Source organism: Maribellus sp. CM-23 (assembly GCF_021354595.1).
Lineage (GTDB): Bacteria > Bacteroidota > Bacteroidia > Bacteroidales > Prolixibacteraceae > Draconibacterium.
Map to the genome: position 1 here is coordinate 224073 of NZ_JADWYJ010000007.1, position 15162 is coordinate 239234.

Sequence of the window (15162 nt, forward strand, 5' to 3'; positions counted from 1 at the left end):
TTGTACTTTTACGTCTGCAAATATATAAATAATTAAGAATAACCGACTTCCCCTTCGGGTAAAACCTTTAATACCAGCACAATGATAAACTTTTTTTTATGAAACAATCTTTTTTTAAGTGAAATTGTTTTATGTTCGTTCACCAAAAGAAATCAGGACAGTTCAGAGAATGAAAGCATTACAAAAGATAAAGAGCCCAATTGAGCAGGAGTTAATTGATTTTGAACCATATTTCAAAAAATCGTTACAAAGTGATATTCCACTTCTGGCCACCATATTAAATTATCTGTACCGAACCAAAGGCAAACAACTTCGCCCCATGTTTGTATTCCTTTCGGCCAAATTACACGGAGGAACCAACGAATCGTCAAAACTGGCAGCCTGCTCGGTGGAGCTGCTTCATACAGCCACCCTGGTGCACGACGATGTGGTAGACGAATCGTACGAACGCCGCGGAATGTTCTCGGTAAAAGCACTTTGGAAAAACAAGCTGGCTGTTTTAGTCGGCGATTACATCCTGGCAAAAGGCTTGCTCCTCCAGCTCGAAAACAAGAAATACAACTTCCTTCACCTAATTTCAAGAGCGGTTCAGGACATGAGCGAAGGTGAAATCCTGCAAATGAAAAAGAGCCGGAAACTCGACATCGACGACGATACTTATTTTGAAATTATCCGCAAAAAAACAGCTTCGCTTATTGCAACAAGCATGGCGATTGGAGCTGCTTCGGCTACCGAAAACGAGGAAATAGTGGAGAAAATGTACCGCATTGGCCAGGATGCCGGTATTGCCTTTCAGATCAAGGACGATATTTTTGATTACCAATCGAAAGGCATCATCGGGAAGCCGATCGGTAACGACATCAAGGAAAAAAAGATCACCTTGCCCCTGCTTCACATTCTGAATAATTCGGACAATTCGGAAAGAAAGCGGATTTTGCGCATGGTAAAACGCAGAAATAAAAACACCCAGTCTGTTAAAGAGCTCATCCAGCTGGTTATCGACCGCGGAGGACTGGAATACGCCGAGTTGCGCATGCTCGAATTTAAAGACAAAGCTGTAGCCGGGTTAATGGAGTTTCCGGAAAGTGATGCACGCGAATCGCTGATCGAGCTGATGGAATACATTACAACACGGAAAAAATAGAATCAGCGGGGCAGATTAAAAGCCGTATTTCTCACAATTTATTTGGTGGTAAAAACGCATTTCGCGGGCACTGGCTTTTTTCATGCGCTAAGCGGTTCGAAACCGCTAAGCGTCTAGATGCTGAATATTCACGCAATCATGCATTCAAAACTCAAGAAATACAGTCAGCTGTACCTTCCTACACTTCCAAGCGGATGAAATAGCCGTTGTGTTTACGCATGTTCAACACATTGTTTTCATCCAATATCAGGTACTGCCCTTTTATACCGGACAGTGTTCCTTCAATCACAGATTGTTTGTCGAAACCAAGACTGGTGATTTTCTCAGGATATTTTTCAACCGGGTAATTAATGGCTGTTACCTCATCATCCGGTTCGGCATATTTCCGAAGTTCTGCCGGCAAAAGATCCATCACCTTTTTCTTTTCGGCAGGAAGATCAAAATCCTGTAAAACCTCGTTTTTCAGCATGGCCCGCCAATTGGTTTTATCGGTGAAATGATCTTTCAGAAACACCTCGATCACTCCCGCAATATGACGGTTGGGAGTTTTCGCAATTTTAATGGCAAAGCTGGCCCCCTGGTCGATCCAGCGGGTAGGAACCTGGTGATTCCGGGTAACCCCCACTTTCAGTTCGCTTGAAACAGCCAGGTAAACATAGTGATCGATCAAATCGTGCTTTTCAGCCCACTCCATGTCACGTGCCATTCCGAAATGCGATTTCGATAATTCGGGACGCATGATCGACTCGCTGGCTTCAGGAGCTGTTTGCAGGCAGTTGTAGCAAAATCCCTGGCCAAACGATGTTTTGGTTTGCTTTCCGCACGAGATACAGTTAATCCGCCCGTCAAACTGCATTTTTATGTTTTTCCCGATCAGGGCATTCATATCCACCAGCTGGTCGCCCACTGGTAATTTATAGTGAACCGGGCTGCAAAGCTCGGTAAGCATTTTCAGGATGTTGCCTTCGTATTGCATAAAGTGTAAGTCAAATTTTTCAGAGGTGAAGGTAGTACAGAAGTTGCACTATCCAAAGTTTGCAGGTGTTTAATCATCAAATCCCGGGCGTTTAAAATCCATCACCCCGGGAAATGTTTGCAGCAATTGCTTTTTGATGGAGGATAATTCCAGCAGAAAGTTCAGAATGTCATCCTCCTTTTCTTTGCATTCGGTATAAAAAACCGATAAAGCATCCATCGATCGTTCAATGGCAATGATGGCAATTTTCGCCGACCCCAGGTTATCAGAATAAACGTTGTACTCATCATCCGGATCGTTTTGCCGCTCTTCCAGATCGAGGTGCGCACGGTGAACTTTGGCTCCGATAAAAAAGTAATACCACTCGATCACTTCCAGGGCATCTTTGTATTTAACAATCGATGCTTCGTCGTTGATCATTACCAGTTCTTCGGCTTTTTCAGCCACAAATTCACTGTTCGTCTCCAGCCATTTGTGCATTTTTGTTCCATAGCTGTTGGCCTTCACTTCCAGCGGAGTTTCGATGTGTTCCGGTATTTCAACGTCAGGAATATTATCCAGATCGATTCCCAGCCGCCCTGCATCTTCTTCAATCAATTCCATGGTAACTTCCCAGGCCAGCCGAATCTGTTCCCAAAAGTTCTTGTTTTCCGCATCGGGATTCTGCTGATCCTGATCTTCTTTCATCTCCTGTTCGTGCAGGTAAGTCAGGCATTTTTGCGTCAGGGTACAACGTTCGCACCAACGATCGCAAAAGTTATAAATACCGGGCACAAGATTTTCATTGTTGGCCAGATCAAGCAGCGATTGTTTGTAGTGTTCTTTTTTCGATTTCATTGTTGATCAATCTACTACGATAACAAGACAAATCTCCAAAAAGTTGAACAAACACTTCAAAGAAAATCAGAGCGTTTCATCGTTGGCAACTCCCATCACCCCCAGGTAAAGCAGTTTGGCCGCATCTTCCATGATTTCAGGTGTCAACACATTCGTTTTATCCATCGGATGATGATAATATACGGGGTGAACACTGCCCGATGTCCACAAACCAAAAGTTGGGATTCCGGCATTTTCGAAGATGGAAGCATCCGAACGCGGACGACCGTAATTTTTCCGTACTTCGTTGGTTTGCATTTTTCGGTGTATCCATTGGTTATTGGCCTTTTCGAAATGCCGGTACAAGTCGGTGTAGGTCTTGCCCCCCGTTAAATAGAATCCTGTTCCGTTGCCAACCATATCCAGGTTGATCATTAAACGGGTTTTGGCAATCGGAAACAGCGGATTTTCGGCATAAAAGTTCGAACCGTACAAGCCACATTCCTCGCCACCTATCAGGATAAACAGAATCGAGCGTTTGGGTTTGATTTCAGAAGTTGCCAAAGCTTTGGCTGCCCCCAGAATATCGGCTACTCCCGAGCCATTGTCAAGTGCGCTGGGAAAAACCACATCCCCCATTTGTCCCTGACCATCGAGATGCCCTCCGATAATAATAACTTCTTCTTTTAAAACCGGGTCTGAGCCTTCGATCCATCCAACTACGTTGCACGACTGCGCATCGAGGAAATACCTGGTTTCAGCAGAAATCTTTATTTTTTGCCCTGCACCAAAAGCAAACGAAGGAATATCACCGTTTTGGAGCTGCTTTTTTGTTTCCGCGTAATCTTTTCCTGCATCCGAAAAAATCTGCTCCGCCAACCCCGGACTCACATGTGCATAAACAAATCCATCCAGGTTGACCGTGTTTGGGTTCGCAATCAGGTTTGGGTAAACCATCCCAATCGCACCGTGTTTCACTGCATTTCTGAATTTGTACCGGTGCTCTGCATAGGGAGTCCACTTCATCATTGTGGTATCGTTTTTTGTGTAAGGAATTCCGGGCTCCAGCACAATTATTTTCCCTTTTACATCCACATTTTTATAATCGTCGTATCCCAGCTCGGGCGCGGTAATTCCGTAACCGACATAAACCAGGTTGGCCTCCACTGTTCCGCTTGCCGAATTGGAACCCGGAAGATAATCGTCCGGAAATTTCAGAATTTGCCGGTTATTGCCATTTGAATAAACAACCTCTCCCAGCGACGGAACTTCGGAATATGCATTCTGAAAATACTGAAAGTAACTTCCCTGGTTGGCGGGTTGGATCCCCCACTCCCGGAATTTTCCGGCACACCACTGGGCGGCCTCCAGGTATTCGGGAGAGCCCGATAAACGTCCTTTGTATTGCGGAGCACTCAGTTCTTCCACATACCCCAGAATCTCGTTGCTCGAGATCGTATGAAAAGTGTTTCGTAATTTCTCCTGATCGGTTGTTTCCTGTGCTTTAACAAGGGTTACGCTTGTCAGTAATAGCAAACTGACGGCGAATGTTACTGTTTTCATGTATATCAAATTTTCGAAAGGACTAAAAATACAATTTTTTGAACGGACAGTATCTGAGACATAAAAAATCTAAAATAGTTGAATTGCAAGTTCGAAAATTGATGGTTCACACCCGCACTTAAATCCTCACCACATAGTTTTTAACTCTCTCTGTTACTGATCAAAGAGTCTTTTACATAACTTTCATACGCTAACATAAAAAACGAAAAACATGAAAATTTTAAAAGGGACCATTTTTGGTGCTATCGCCTTCTTTTTTCTGGGCTGGCTGGTTTGGGGAATCCTGCTGATGGATTTTTCAATGAACAATTACAACACGGAGATTTATCTTCCTGAAGACGAAATGATCTGGTGGGCAATGATTGTTTCCAACCTGGCATTGGCTCTTATGTACACACTCATTTTGAAATGGGCCGGTGCCAAAACAATTGTCGACGGCGTTAAAATTGCAGCCATTATTGGGGCACTGTATGCTCTTAGCATTGACTTGGGCTATTACTCCATGACCAATGTGATTCTAAATCTTTCGGCCATTGTTGTTGACGTGCTGGCTTATTTGGTGATTTCGGCCATTACCGGGCTGGTCATCGTCCTGTCCTGGGGGAAGAAAGACTAAAGTTCATTTATAATAAAAACCTGGCAGATTGATTTCCGCCAGGTTTTAAAGGATAGTCATAATTGAGGGACTATAAAAACTCTTGTTTCAATAAAGCTGCCGAATACTACTCCGAGGGTGGAATTGCCATTGGTACTGGGTTTTTAACCGGCTTGATACTTTTCAGGTACGCAAAAATGGCTTTCAGGTCTTCCTTCGGCATATGGCTGTACGATTGCCAGGGCATTGGAGGCAACAAAGAACGGCTGTTTTCGAGGCCCTTCCATTTACCTTCTTTCATGGCCCTGATAAACTGTTCCTCGGTCCAGCTGCCAATACCTGTCTGATCGGGGGTAAGATTGGCCGCAAAAGAAGTTCCCCACGGGCCAATGGCTGCTGTGTTGTTCATATTGAACAATACATACGACCGGAGAACTTGTTTATCGTATTCAGGCAAGGGCTCACTGGCGGGGTGTCCCGACAAAAGCCTCAAAGAATCGGGAACCGGCCCCATTGCCGTCATTACTTTGGGCGAATGGCAGTCGTTACACCCCATTACGGTTACAAGTTTTTCTCCTTTTACAATCAATTCTGATAAAGAAATTTCAGCTGTTGTTACAGGTACTTCACTCTTTTGTGGTGCACAGGCAACAAAAAAAAGAGCGATTAATAGTGTGAATAAAGAAAGTGTTCTCATTGTTTTTCGTGGCTATTTTTTAATTAAATGAATGCTTAGTTTGGGTAAGAATTTTATCGTTTTACATTCCGGCTTTTCAATCCTGATCTGAACAGGATGATTTTCAGAAAATGCAATCAGATGTAGCAATTCCTTTTGGTGTCTGAACTGATAACTCAGTTGCACAAAAAGGAGAAGCAAGGCCGCGATCAGAAGCAGTTTTTGTTGCCCTTGTCGCCGAAATTTGTCCCTGCGGCGTTGAAGGCCGGGGACAAATTTTTGCTCATTGTTTTCTGTTTCTATTGTTTTCACTTCTTCTAAGTGTTGTATTACATGTTACAAATTTCTGCATTCCGGCTGAGCTGTGAAATCACACAGATGTGTGAAAAACATCCTTACCGGATAAAAAACATGTGATTGGGGGCTCACATGTTCCGGGTAAATAATCGTCTAAAAAACAGGGATTAAAGCAATACCTGCTCCTCCGATGAGCCAGGAAGTTTCTCCGGTGTATGCAGTTATGCAATAAACCATCTGAACAACATCATTGTGCATAACACGAAAAACTACTCTCTCCTTATACTTCCAAACTCTCAACGTGTGCCAGGTAAGCATAACCCCTGTTTACATCACCACGATCACCCAACAGCTCAATTGATATCACAGCGGTATTCTAAAACCATTCACTCATTGCACCAGTCTTAAAATGCTGGAAACGAACGCGTACTCGATGCGAAAAACTACCTGAAAATAAAGTGTTCGGAAAACCGCCCTGGAACTGCAGAAATCACGGTGTTATTTGATCAATCCTGAATTGCCAATGCTGACAACTGAATTCCGAGCGTTAGGAAATCGTCTTCAGGCATGCTCTCTCCCATTCGTTCCATTAGTGCATGAAACCGGTCGGCCGGCATGTTATTGCGGATAGCTCCGAGCATCATCCGGTTCTCCGCTTCATTTTGTGCAGGAATCATGTGCTTGAGCCATACAGCATAGGTCTCAGTATCCATTTTTGCGACAATTGAAGCCCGAATCCCCAGTTGTTCTTCCTTCGAGAAATGCTCCCAAATCAGCCTTTGAGTCAGCGTTTCTTCCTCATCAATGTGTTCGAGATAGAGGCTGTAAAACCGTGCAAACTCAAGGTAAAAGTCGTGTGCTTCATCGGTTCTTACCGAAGTACTTAAAAGATTCAAATGAATTTCAAGTGAGCGTTGAAGTCTTTCAATTTTTACATGATCGTTTTTATCGTGATCGGCCGCTCCCGGAACTTTTTGTTCGAGGGCCTTTAGAATGATCCGGTCTTCGGTTTCGGCATGAGAGCTTAGCAGGAAAAACATTTCCCGCCCCGCTTTTTTAAGTTTGGCAACTGCTCTCATGTTGTCAAAATTGGTTTGACCGATCATCACCATAAAATCGGCCATGGTTTTTCTGAGCGCTTTATGTGGCGCCGCAAATAGTCTGATTGTTTCCATTTTGTTTTCTGTTTTTCGGGTGTGTTTTTATTGCTTCATTAATTTGGTGTTGTACACTCTTCCATCCTTGTTTAGGATATTCAGCACATAGGTTCCGGTTGTAAAATACCCGGTGTTAACTGAAATGGTGGGAGTCGAAAAAGTTCCGCTAAATACTTTTTGCCCGGTAAGAGACAAAATATTCACCTCGTAGGTGGAAAGTTGCGAATCGTCGATGTGAATATTTAGTGAGTTGTTCACCGGATTGGGGAACACTTGTACATTATCAAGCAACTCCACAACAGGAACATCGGTTGTGAAATGCAGAAAACTGCTGTAAAGAAATTTCGAAATATTCGCCGGTTCTTCCATGCTGGGATCACGATACCGGAAAACCATTTGAGTAACATCGTCCGACTCGTTGTACGTGAGATCAAAAAAGAGCTCCATTTCGGCGTACCACTCGGTGCCGTCCCAACTGCTGTAAACAACCCCGGTCTGGTTTCCCCTGCCATCAATTGAAGCAAGGTATTTCTCCTTCTTCTGCCACTCCTCTTGTCTCCAAAGCTCAAGCGTAATCTGCTCTTCGGTATCAGTACTGGTATACGTTTCTCTTTTTTCGTTTACCCATTCGTTGTTTTTCCAAAGCTGAATAACATCGGTAAACGTATTTCCATTTCGCGACGAAGAGAAGCGCTCGGTATTCTCCCATGCTCCTTCCTTCCACAATTGAAGCGTATAAAACTCCAGTTCCCGCGTATTCCAGTTTGTCCAGTTCATACCCGTTGTCTTGCTGTAAGCATCCCATCCGGTGCCGTTCCACGTGTACGTTTCCATTTCGGTTGGAACATTCTGGGCATTCAAGGTGTATACATCTTTTGTTTTGTTTACCCATTCGATATTTTCCCAGGTTTGATGAATAACGCCGGTAATATCACCATTGCCGTTAACCGTATAAACCGATTTCTCCCCCGCCGAAATAATCCACTCATCAACTCCCCTTGTATAGGCAATATCTTCCGTAATATTCCCAAAGTAATCGTAATCGTAGGAATTCCGGAACAGGTAAAGATCTGTTCCTGCATCCTGAATGACTTCCCCGGTGGGGGCGCCCACATCGTTGTAAGAATAGGTAGTGTTTGTTACATGCATCCACCCATCCGATTCTTCATCCCAGGAAAAATCCTGGCTGAATCCGGGGACAGAAAACTGGTCTCCGGTAAGCGTAAGATGCCTTAATTCTTTGATCTTTGTACCGTTGTCAAGCGCGATGCTTTTAATATTTAAGCGCGGCAGTTTCCGCCCCTCCAACGATTTTTGTTTTGCGTTAACGCCAATTCCGAACAGAACCAGCATAAAAAAAATACAGGTAAATCTTGTTTTCATAGCTTTCATGTTTTTGATGATTAAACAGAAGCAAAGTAACTGTGAATACCGGAGGGGTACAATCGCATGAAAATGTGAAAAGGATTAGCTCCCAAATGAAAAAAGATGTGATTGTTCATCACATCTTTTACTCCATTTAAAATCCAAAAAAAAGAGGTTAACATCAAAAAACATATTTATTACTGAATTATCCTGACCGAATTGGTGAATTCGAGTCCTTTCATAACCCGCTCGTTATCCGGATCAAGCACAGGTACCTCATCCACAATAAAACGGTACTCGTTGATCCCGGGTTCGCATTCAACGGTTGTCACCCAGCCCTCTTTCTGTTTCTGCATCGGAATGGTTTTCCGGGCCCAGTTGTTAAACGTTCCGGTTAAAAACACTTCCTGCGCATCCAAGTGTCCTTTTAGTTTGAATGTTTCCTGTTTAAAAACCGGTGGATTGCCTTCGGTAAATTCCAGCCAGTTCGCCAAAAAGGTTTTCTTCTTTGAGTCGCTTGCACTTGTAATGCAATCGTTTAACGCAAGTTTGTAGCTTTCATACAAAGCCCTATTCGCTTTTTCTGAAATATCGGGCGTAACTCCAACTCCTTCCCAGTTTGAATGGGTTACGGGGCTGAGGGTTGTTCCGTTGGGTATAAAAGCGCTAAAATGGTCGCTCAGCCGCATGCTTATCCCCGGATTTGCACCTCCCCGGGTCTGTTCGCCAACAACCGTTATTCGCCCCAAAGCCTGCATATTGTAGCTAAATGCTTCACCTCCGGAGAAAGTCCGTGCGCTGGTTACTACATATACCGGTTTATCCAGGTAACGCTTTCCCGGAAGATAGGAATAAGTCCACTTTTGCTCCGTTCTGTTCCCTCTCCTCCAAACCAGGTCGTTCAGGTGCACAGATTCCCGAAAAAAATAGCTGGCAAAAAAGCTGATGCCGTCAACTCCCATCGCCCCCCGGCAATTTCGAAGATCGATGATCAGGGCATCGGTATGCGACAGATAATCCATAATCGCTGCGTATTTTTCACCGGCCTCATCGGCCCCAAAAATGCAACTAAAATCGATCAGCCCGACATTTCCTTTCAAAACGTCTACCTTCCGAATACCAAAATTCTCCTGTACCGTGAACCGACGCACCATTTCTTCTTCTTCGGCAGTAAAAACATAGGGATCGTTGTTTTGCTCCGGTAATACAGTTTTAGAATATTCCAGTCTTAAATGTTGATCGCGACCCGATTTCCGCAAATCAGCGCTAATTTGTGAAGCAAAAGTTTGCTCATCAGAGATCGAATTATAACTACCTTCTTTCTGCTCTTCGCGAATAAACTGAATGGCTTGCTCTGCTTTTTCCGGAAAAACATAGTATTGTTCCAGTTTCGCACACAACGAATCAATAAGCAGATGTTTCTCTTGTGCGGAAAGTTGTGCCTTTATTGCGCCGGAAAGCAATAAGGTAAATGTGAATAAGATGATCGCTTTCATGTCTTCTGTTTTTAACAATTGTTCAAGGCAAAGTAAGCTCATTGAACAACGTCGTAAAATCGCATGATTATGTGAAAATGAATGGGAGAAGACGACAGAACACGAACGAATCTGCCCTAAACCAGTTTGTCTTTAAAAGCTTTGGCAACGGCTTCGCTTTTGCTGTTTACCTGTAGTTTTTCGTAGATCTTTTTGATGTGCGAACGCACCGTATCGATGGCAATAAACATTTCGCTGGCAATCATCTTATAGCTGTAACCATTTACCAACAGTTGCAACACTTCCTTTTCGCGGTCGCTCAGGTTGTATTCGTGGTTTTTCTGCGCAGGCAATTCTGAAAACATCTTTAATACCTGCGTTGCAATCGACGATGTCATTGGGGCGCCGCCGGAAGCCACATCCTCGATGTATTCCAGCAACTTCGCAGGCGGTGTTTTTTTCAGGAGATAGCCGTTTGCACCGTTTTTAAGCGCTTCAAAAACATTGGTATTATCATCGAAAACCGTCAGCATCAGCACCTTTACCTCCTGGTTCACTTCCCTTATTTTTTTCAGCCCTTCAATTCCATTCATTGCTGGCATATCAATGTCCATCAGAATCACGTCGGGATTCCAGGCTTTCACTTCCGCAATAATATTGGAGCAGTTTTTAAAAGAGGCCACCACATTAAAACCTTCGCTTCCGTCAATCAGCATGGTAAGGCCTTCCCGTAGCTGGGGATTGTCTTCGTATATTAATACCTTCGTCATCAACCTTGTTTTAGTCAAAAATACGGAACCCTGTAGATTTTTTGTCCACATAAATATGTGAAATTTCAACCCGTTACAGGAATCAGCAGCAAAATCCGGGTACCCTTTCCTTTTTCACTTTCAATTTTAATTTCGCCCCGCAAAGCTTCTGCCCGCTTTTGCATGTTTCCCAACCCGTTTCCCGAATCGGCTGTTTGAGAATTAAACCCAATGCCGTTATCGGCTATCCTGATTTTCAATTCTTTGTGTTCGTGCGTAATAAAAATATCCACTTTTGTGCAGCGGCTGTATTTGGCGCTGTTGTTCACCGCTTCTTTAAAAATCAGAAATACATCACGGCGGGTCTCCATATTCAAGCGCAAATCGTAAATCTTTTCCTCCACGTGAAACGAAACATCCACATTCCGGGGTTCCAGAATGGAAGAAGCATATTCGCGCATCCTTGCTACGATCTTTTGCATGTTGTCGTTGTCCGGTTTTATGCTCCAAACAATGTCATCCATGGCTTCCATCATCTGCTGGCTGTTATCGGTAATTTTTGAAATGTATTCGCTGGTTTTTACCGGGTCAGTCAGCAGTTTTGTTTTGGCCATAGAACTTAAAATGTTGATCGTGCTGAGCGTAGAACCCACATCGTCATGAAGATCGCGGGCCACTTTTATCCGGATGCGTTCAACGGCCAAAAGTTTGTTTAGTCGCATCCGGTAAAAGAGATAGGTCAGTCCAGCTATCAGCAAAAAAAACAGAGCTATAAACCACCTTGTTTGGTAAAAATGCGGAAGGATCGTCATTCGCAACGTAGTTGTGTTAAGCGATTCCAGTCCCTGCATGTTGATACATTTCACGTGAAAAACATAATCTCCGGGAGCCAGGGTGGTGTAACTGGCTGTCAGATTATTTTCTGCTCTGTTCCAGTCTTTGTCAACACCCTCCATTTTGTAGTAATACACCAGCTGGTCTTGCTGGGTAAAGCTCAACGAGGAAAAGTAAATGGTAAACGAATTTTCGTGGGGCTGAAATACGACTTTTTCACTGGACAAAAGTGAATCAAGCGGGATAAAAGTATCGAACAGTTTAAAGTCGGTTAATGTCACATCGGGTGGAGCGGTCTTAAATTTCAATCCTTCGGGTCGGAATCCAAACAACACGTTTTCGCCACCAAACCAGAATTCCCCGTTTTGCATTCTGAACTTCGCATTCGTGGATTTATCGGCCATAATAATCCCGTTTCGTTCGTTGTACGACACAAAAATGTTGTTTTCGTAATTGTAACTTACCAATCCGTTGTTGCTGGTAAACCAAAGCACGTCTTTGTCGTCGATTAACATTTGCGATACATTTCCCCCCGGAAGGCCCTGGTATTGGGTCAATACTTTAACCTCACCCGAATTTATATTAATGATGTCGAGAAAACCGCTACTGACAAAAAATATACTGTCGTTCAACTGCACAATATCCTGCACACTGTTTCCGGTATTTTGTGTTTCATGAAAGGGCTTTTCGATAAAATGATGCAACACATCCGTCACCGACGGGTCCATTGCAAATACACCGTCGCTGTGTGTTCCAACCCAAATACGGTCTTCCCTGTCTCTGTACAGCGCAAAAACGGCGGTCTTGAAATCCCTCACTATTTCGAAGTTTTCATCCGAAATTTCCGTTCCGTATCTCCACCTGATCAATTGACCACTTTGCGTTCCAAACAAAAGGTTTCCGTCTTTGTCTTCAACCACTTTGCGAATGGTGCTGTACTTAAAAACCGGTGGCCAGACAAAAGCAACCGTGCTTTTTTTGCCGGGATCAAAAACTGCTATGGCACCACCCTGGCAAACCGACCAAACATGCCCCGACAAAGAATGCTGGCATAAATCCCACACCAAGTAATAATTCGGAAGTTTATCCCTGGGCAGCGATGAATACATTTCGTGTTTTACCGGCTTAAACTGATCATCAAAAGTCAGAATCCCATTCCCCCAGGTCCCCAGCCAGTTATCTTTACTTCGCGTCTCCAGTATCGACGTCACCATGATATCCTTGTCTTTGCTTTGTGTTTCGAATACATAATTCATCACACTTTTTTCAGGAGTCAGAATATACAAACCATTGTCGGTACTCAACCAGCTGTTGCCCTCGCGGTCTTCAAACATCTGTTTAATTTCGCGGCATTTAATTTCATATTCTTTGGGTGCTGTTTTCCGGTACTGAATCAAGGTACCTGTCTCCGAATTATGCTTTAACAAGGCATTAATACCTCCCATCCAGACTTGTCCCAGCCTGGTTTCATAAATCCAGGCCAGTTCTGCATAACCCGGAAAAGCAGCATGGAATCCAAGGGTATCATTCAAACTCTCGTTTTTTTCAGGACAATAATGAAGGACTTCTGCCTTCTCTCCCCTCGGATCAAAATCCCAGTAAAAAATCCACCAGGTATTGTTTTTATCGATGTAGAAATTATTAACGAATGTGTGGCTGAAAGTCTCAAAGAAAGGATGTTTGGAAGGATTGTGACCATGGTAAATCAGCGATTGGGTGGCGCTTTCGTACAAAGCCAGTCCGCGTTCGCTGCTGATCCAGTAATTGCCTGTTTGCGTATCTTCAAACAAGGAACTCACCGGCCAGTCTTCCGGAACGCTTATGGGGAGGTTGTCTTCGGTAAATTTGCTCTGTGCCGGATCGTACCACAAGAGCCCGTATTTCGCAATGCACAAAAACGTATTTCCTTTACTATCCGTGTATAACTGAAGGTTGCTTTGCGGCGGATAGGCCCTTTCTGTTTCAACAGGAACAGTGTAGTAATGAAACGAAACAGGATCAAACTGTCCGATCATTCTTCCCTGCCTGATCCACATCCGGCCGTTTCCGGCATCCAGAATCTGATCAACCCCAAAGGGAGGCATCGAAAACTCATTTCCATCCGTTCGGAAACGAATAAATTTGCGGCCATCAAAACGTTGAATTCCATTTTCGGTCCCTACCCACAAAAAACCTTTCTGATCCTGCCACACACAATTAACACTGTTTGTGTTCAGTCCTTCGGCACGCGAAAGCCGATTAAAAATAAAATACCTCTGCCCAAAAACAGAGGCACTTATCAATAAAAAAAGCAGGAAAAATAAAGTTCTGGACATAGACCTATTTTATCCTAAAAATACGAAATGATTGCGTGCAAAAACAAGACATTCAAAAAACCACATGTTTATGTGACTGTTTGAAAGCTTCGTATTTCAGACATCACAAAAACTGCTTTTATCCCCCAACCTCTACTTCCACTCCGTACGAATTAAATATTTCGATTGCCTTCTCTATTTCCTCTTCGGAAGGTTCAGCCATATCCAACTCATCGTAATTTGAACCAAGTTTGTTGTATTTGTGGGCAGCAATGTTGTGGTATGGCAACAAACTAACAAGTGGCTTTTCACCGGGTAGTGCAGCAATAAATTCGGCCATCTTTGAAACCTCGTATTCCGAAGTATTTACATTTTGTATGAACGGGACCCGAATATTGATTGCGGCACCTGTTTCAGCCAGTTTAACCAGGTTTTCAAGAATGAGTTTATTATCCTTTCCTGTCCATTTTTTATGCTGAACTGGATCCATAATTTTCAGATCGTACAAAAACAAATCGGTGTGTTTTGCCACTTCCAGCAATGTTTCTGCAGGCGCAAAACCACAGGTATCCACGGCACGGTGCAAACCGGCCTTTCCGCATTCCTGCAGCATTTCGAGCAGAAAACCGGGAAACATCAACGGTTCGCCACCCGAAAAAGTTACTCCGCCTTCTGAGTGTTCAATGTGTACGCGTTCACGCTCAATAATCTGCATTAACTCAGCTGCGTCGTACAATTTCCCCGACATCTGAATCGCCTTCGTTGGACAGGCATCGGCGCACAAACCACAAAGCGTACATTTTTCAGCATCGGTTACAATTCCGTTTGGAGTCAGTGTTAATGCGTCTTCCGGGCAAATTTCAATGCAATCCTGCGCTCCAATACACTTCGAAGCGGTATACAGTTTCTGCATTTTAGGCAGCTGGCTTTCGGGGTTGTGGCACCATTTGCAGCGCAGCGGACAACCTTTAACGTAAAGAGCAATGCGAATTCCAGGACCATCGTTAATGGCATAGCGTTTTATATCGAATATAAGTGGAATCATTTAGTTGTTTATATGCTTATGGTACCCATTGTTTCATTTGTACTTTGTGTTGTAATTTATGACTCGTCCTAAAAAAAGTTTACAGGTTATAACTCCAAATTTATTTGTTTTCTGTAATAGTTCTTCCATCTTTTTTTGATGGTTATTCCTTTGATGAGATGTACTTGAGTTGGAGT

Annotated in this window: 12 protein-coding genes; 2 read left to right on the forward strand and 10 right to left on the reverse strand. The window is 43.6% G+C overall.

Features of this window, described 5'->3' with window-relative positions:
- Positions 1-169: 169 nt before the first annotated feature.
- Positions 170-1144 (forward strand): polyprenyl synthetase family protein, encoded by a 975-nt coding sequence (locus INQ51_RS20910; protein ID WP_233379934.1) that lies wholly within the window; start codon positions 170-172, stop codon positions 1142-1144.
- A gap of 178 nt (positions 1145-1322) precedes the next feature.
- Here the strand turns inward: INQ51_RS20910 and INQ51_RS20915 are convergent, their stop codons facing one another.
- The 3 genes from INQ51_RS20915 to INQ51_RS20925 all read right to left on the reverse strand — a co-directional run bounded on the left by INQ51_RS20915 (position 1323) and on the right by INQ51_RS20925 (position 4499).
- Positions 1323-2120 (reverse strand): DUF2797 domain-containing protein, encoded by a 798-nt coding sequence (locus INQ51_RS20915; RefSeq protein WP_233379935.1) that lies wholly within the window; start codon positions 2118-2120, stop codon positions 1323-1325.
- A 69-nt stretch (positions 2121-2189) separates the two neighbouring features.
- Positions 2190-2957 (reverse strand): hypothetical protein, encoded by a 768-nt coding sequence (locus tag INQ51_RS20920; RefSeq protein ID WP_233379936.1) that lies wholly within the window; start codon positions 2955-2957, stop codon positions 2190-2192.
- Between the two features lie 66 nt (positions 2958-3023).
- Positions 3024-4499 carry a M28 family peptidase gene (locus INQ51_RS20925; RefSeq protein ID WP_233379937.1) on the reverse strand — a complete coding sequence of 492 codons (1476 nt, stop codon included), beginning with the start codon at positions 4497-4499 and terminating at the stop codon, positions 3024-3026.
- 211 nt (positions 4500-4710) lie between these two features.
- On the opposite strand from INQ51_RS20925, the gene INQ51_RS20930 reads away from it, so the two are divergent.
- Positions 4711-5115 carry a hypothetical protein gene (locus tag INQ51_RS20930; protein ID WP_233379938.1) on the forward strand — a complete coding sequence of 135 codons (405 nt, stop codon included), beginning with the start codon at positions 4711-4713 and terminating at the stop codon, positions 5113-5115.
- Positions 5116-5221: 106 nt separating this feature from the next.
- On the opposite strand, the gene INQ51_RS20935 is transcribed toward INQ51_RS20930, so the two are convergent.
- From INQ51_RS20935 to INQ51_RS20965, 7 genes are all read right to left on the reverse strand, one after another.
- Positions 5222-5791, reverse strand: a complete 570-nt coding sequence (locus INQ51_RS20935; protein WP_233379939.1) for a c-type cytochrome — start codon at positions 5789-5791, stop codon at positions 5222-5224.
- Between the two features lie 782 nt (positions 5792-6573).
- Positions 6574-7242, reverse strand: coding sequence for a hemerythrin domain-containing protein (locus INQ51_RS20940; protein ID WP_233379940.1), 669 nt, complete (start codon positions 7240-7242; stop codon positions 6574-6576).
- 27 nt (positions 7243-7269) lie between these two features.
- On the reverse strand, positions 7270-8607 hold the full coding sequence (locus INQ51_RS20945) for a T9SS type A sorting domain-containing protein (RefSeq protein WP_233379941.1): 1338 nt from the start codon (positions 8605-8607) through the stop codon (positions 7270-7272).
- A 179-nt stretch (positions 8608-8786) separates the two neighbouring features.
- Complete coding sequence (locus INQ51_RS20950; RefSeq protein ID WP_233379942.1) at positions 8787-10085, reverse strand: S41 family peptidase; 1299 nt, start codon at positions 10083-10085, stop codon at positions 8787-8789.
- A gap of 116 nt (positions 10086-10201) precedes the next feature.
- Complete coding sequence (locus INQ51_RS20955) at positions 10202-10834, reverse strand: response regulator (protein ID WP_233379943.1); 633 nt, start codon at positions 10832-10834, stop codon at positions 10202-10204.
- Positions 10835-10899: 65 nt separating this feature from the next.
- Positions 10900-13962, reverse strand: coding sequence for a two-component regulator propeller domain-containing protein (locus INQ51_RS20960; RefSeq protein WP_233379944.1), 3063 nt, complete (start codon positions 13960-13962; stop codon positions 10900-10902).
- A 118-nt stretch (positions 13963-14080) separates the two neighbouring features.
- The gene (locus tag INQ51_RS20965) at positions 14081-14986 is read right to left on the reverse strand and encodes a glycyl-radical enzyme activating protein (RefSeq protein ID WP_233379945.1); all 906 of its coding nucleotides are present in this window, start codon (positions 14984-14986) and stop codon (positions 14081-14083) included.
- Positions 14987-15162: the final 176 nt, after the last annotated feature.

Coding starts and splice junctions, on each gene's coding strand:
- INQ51_RS20930 (WP_233379938.1), top strand. CDS start 4,711: ATGAAAATTTTAAAAGGGACCATTTTTGGTGCTATCGCCTTCTTTTTT.
- INQ51_RS20945 (WP_233379941.1), bottom strand. CDS start 8,607: ATGAAAACAAGATTTACCTGTATTTTTTTTATGCTGGTTCTGTTCGGA.
- INQ51_RS20950 (WP_233379942.1), bottom strand. CDS start 10,085: ATGAAAGCGATCATCTTATTCACATTTACCTTATTGCTTTCCGGCGCA.
- INQ51_RS20940 (WP_233379940.1), bottom strand. CDS start 7,242: ATGGAAACAATCAGACTATTTGCGGCGCCACATAAAGCGCTCAGAAAA.
- INQ51_RS20915 (WP_233379935.1), bottom strand. CDS start 2,120: ATGCAATACGAAGGCAACATCCTGAAAATGCTTACCGAGCTTTGCAGC.
- INQ51_RS20960 (WP_233379944.1), bottom strand. CDS start 13,962: ATGTCCAGAACTTTATTTTTCCTGCTTTTTTTATTGATAAGTGCCTCT.
- INQ51_RS20920 (WP_233379936.1), bottom strand. CDS start 2,957: ATGAAATCGAAAAAAGAACACTACAAACAATCGCTGCTTGATCTGGCC.
- INQ51_RS20965 (WP_233379945.1), bottom strand. CDS start 14,986: ATGATTCCACTTATATTCGATATAAAACGCTATGCCATTAACGATGGT.
- INQ51_RS20925 (WP_233379937.1), bottom strand. CDS start 4,499: ATGAAAACAGTAACATTCGCCGTCAGTTTGCTATTACTGACAAGCGTA.
- INQ51_RS20935 (WP_233379939.1), bottom strand. CDS start 5,791: ATGAGAACACTTTCTTTATTCACACTATTAATCGCTCTTTTTTTTGTT.
- INQ51_RS20910 (WP_233379934.1), top strand. CDS start 170: ATGAAAGCATTACAAAAGATAAAGAGCCCAATTGAGCAGGAGTTAATT.
- INQ51_RS20955 (WP_233379943.1), bottom strand. CDS start 10,834: ATGACGAAGGTATTAATATACGAAGACAATCCCCAGCTACGGGAAGGC.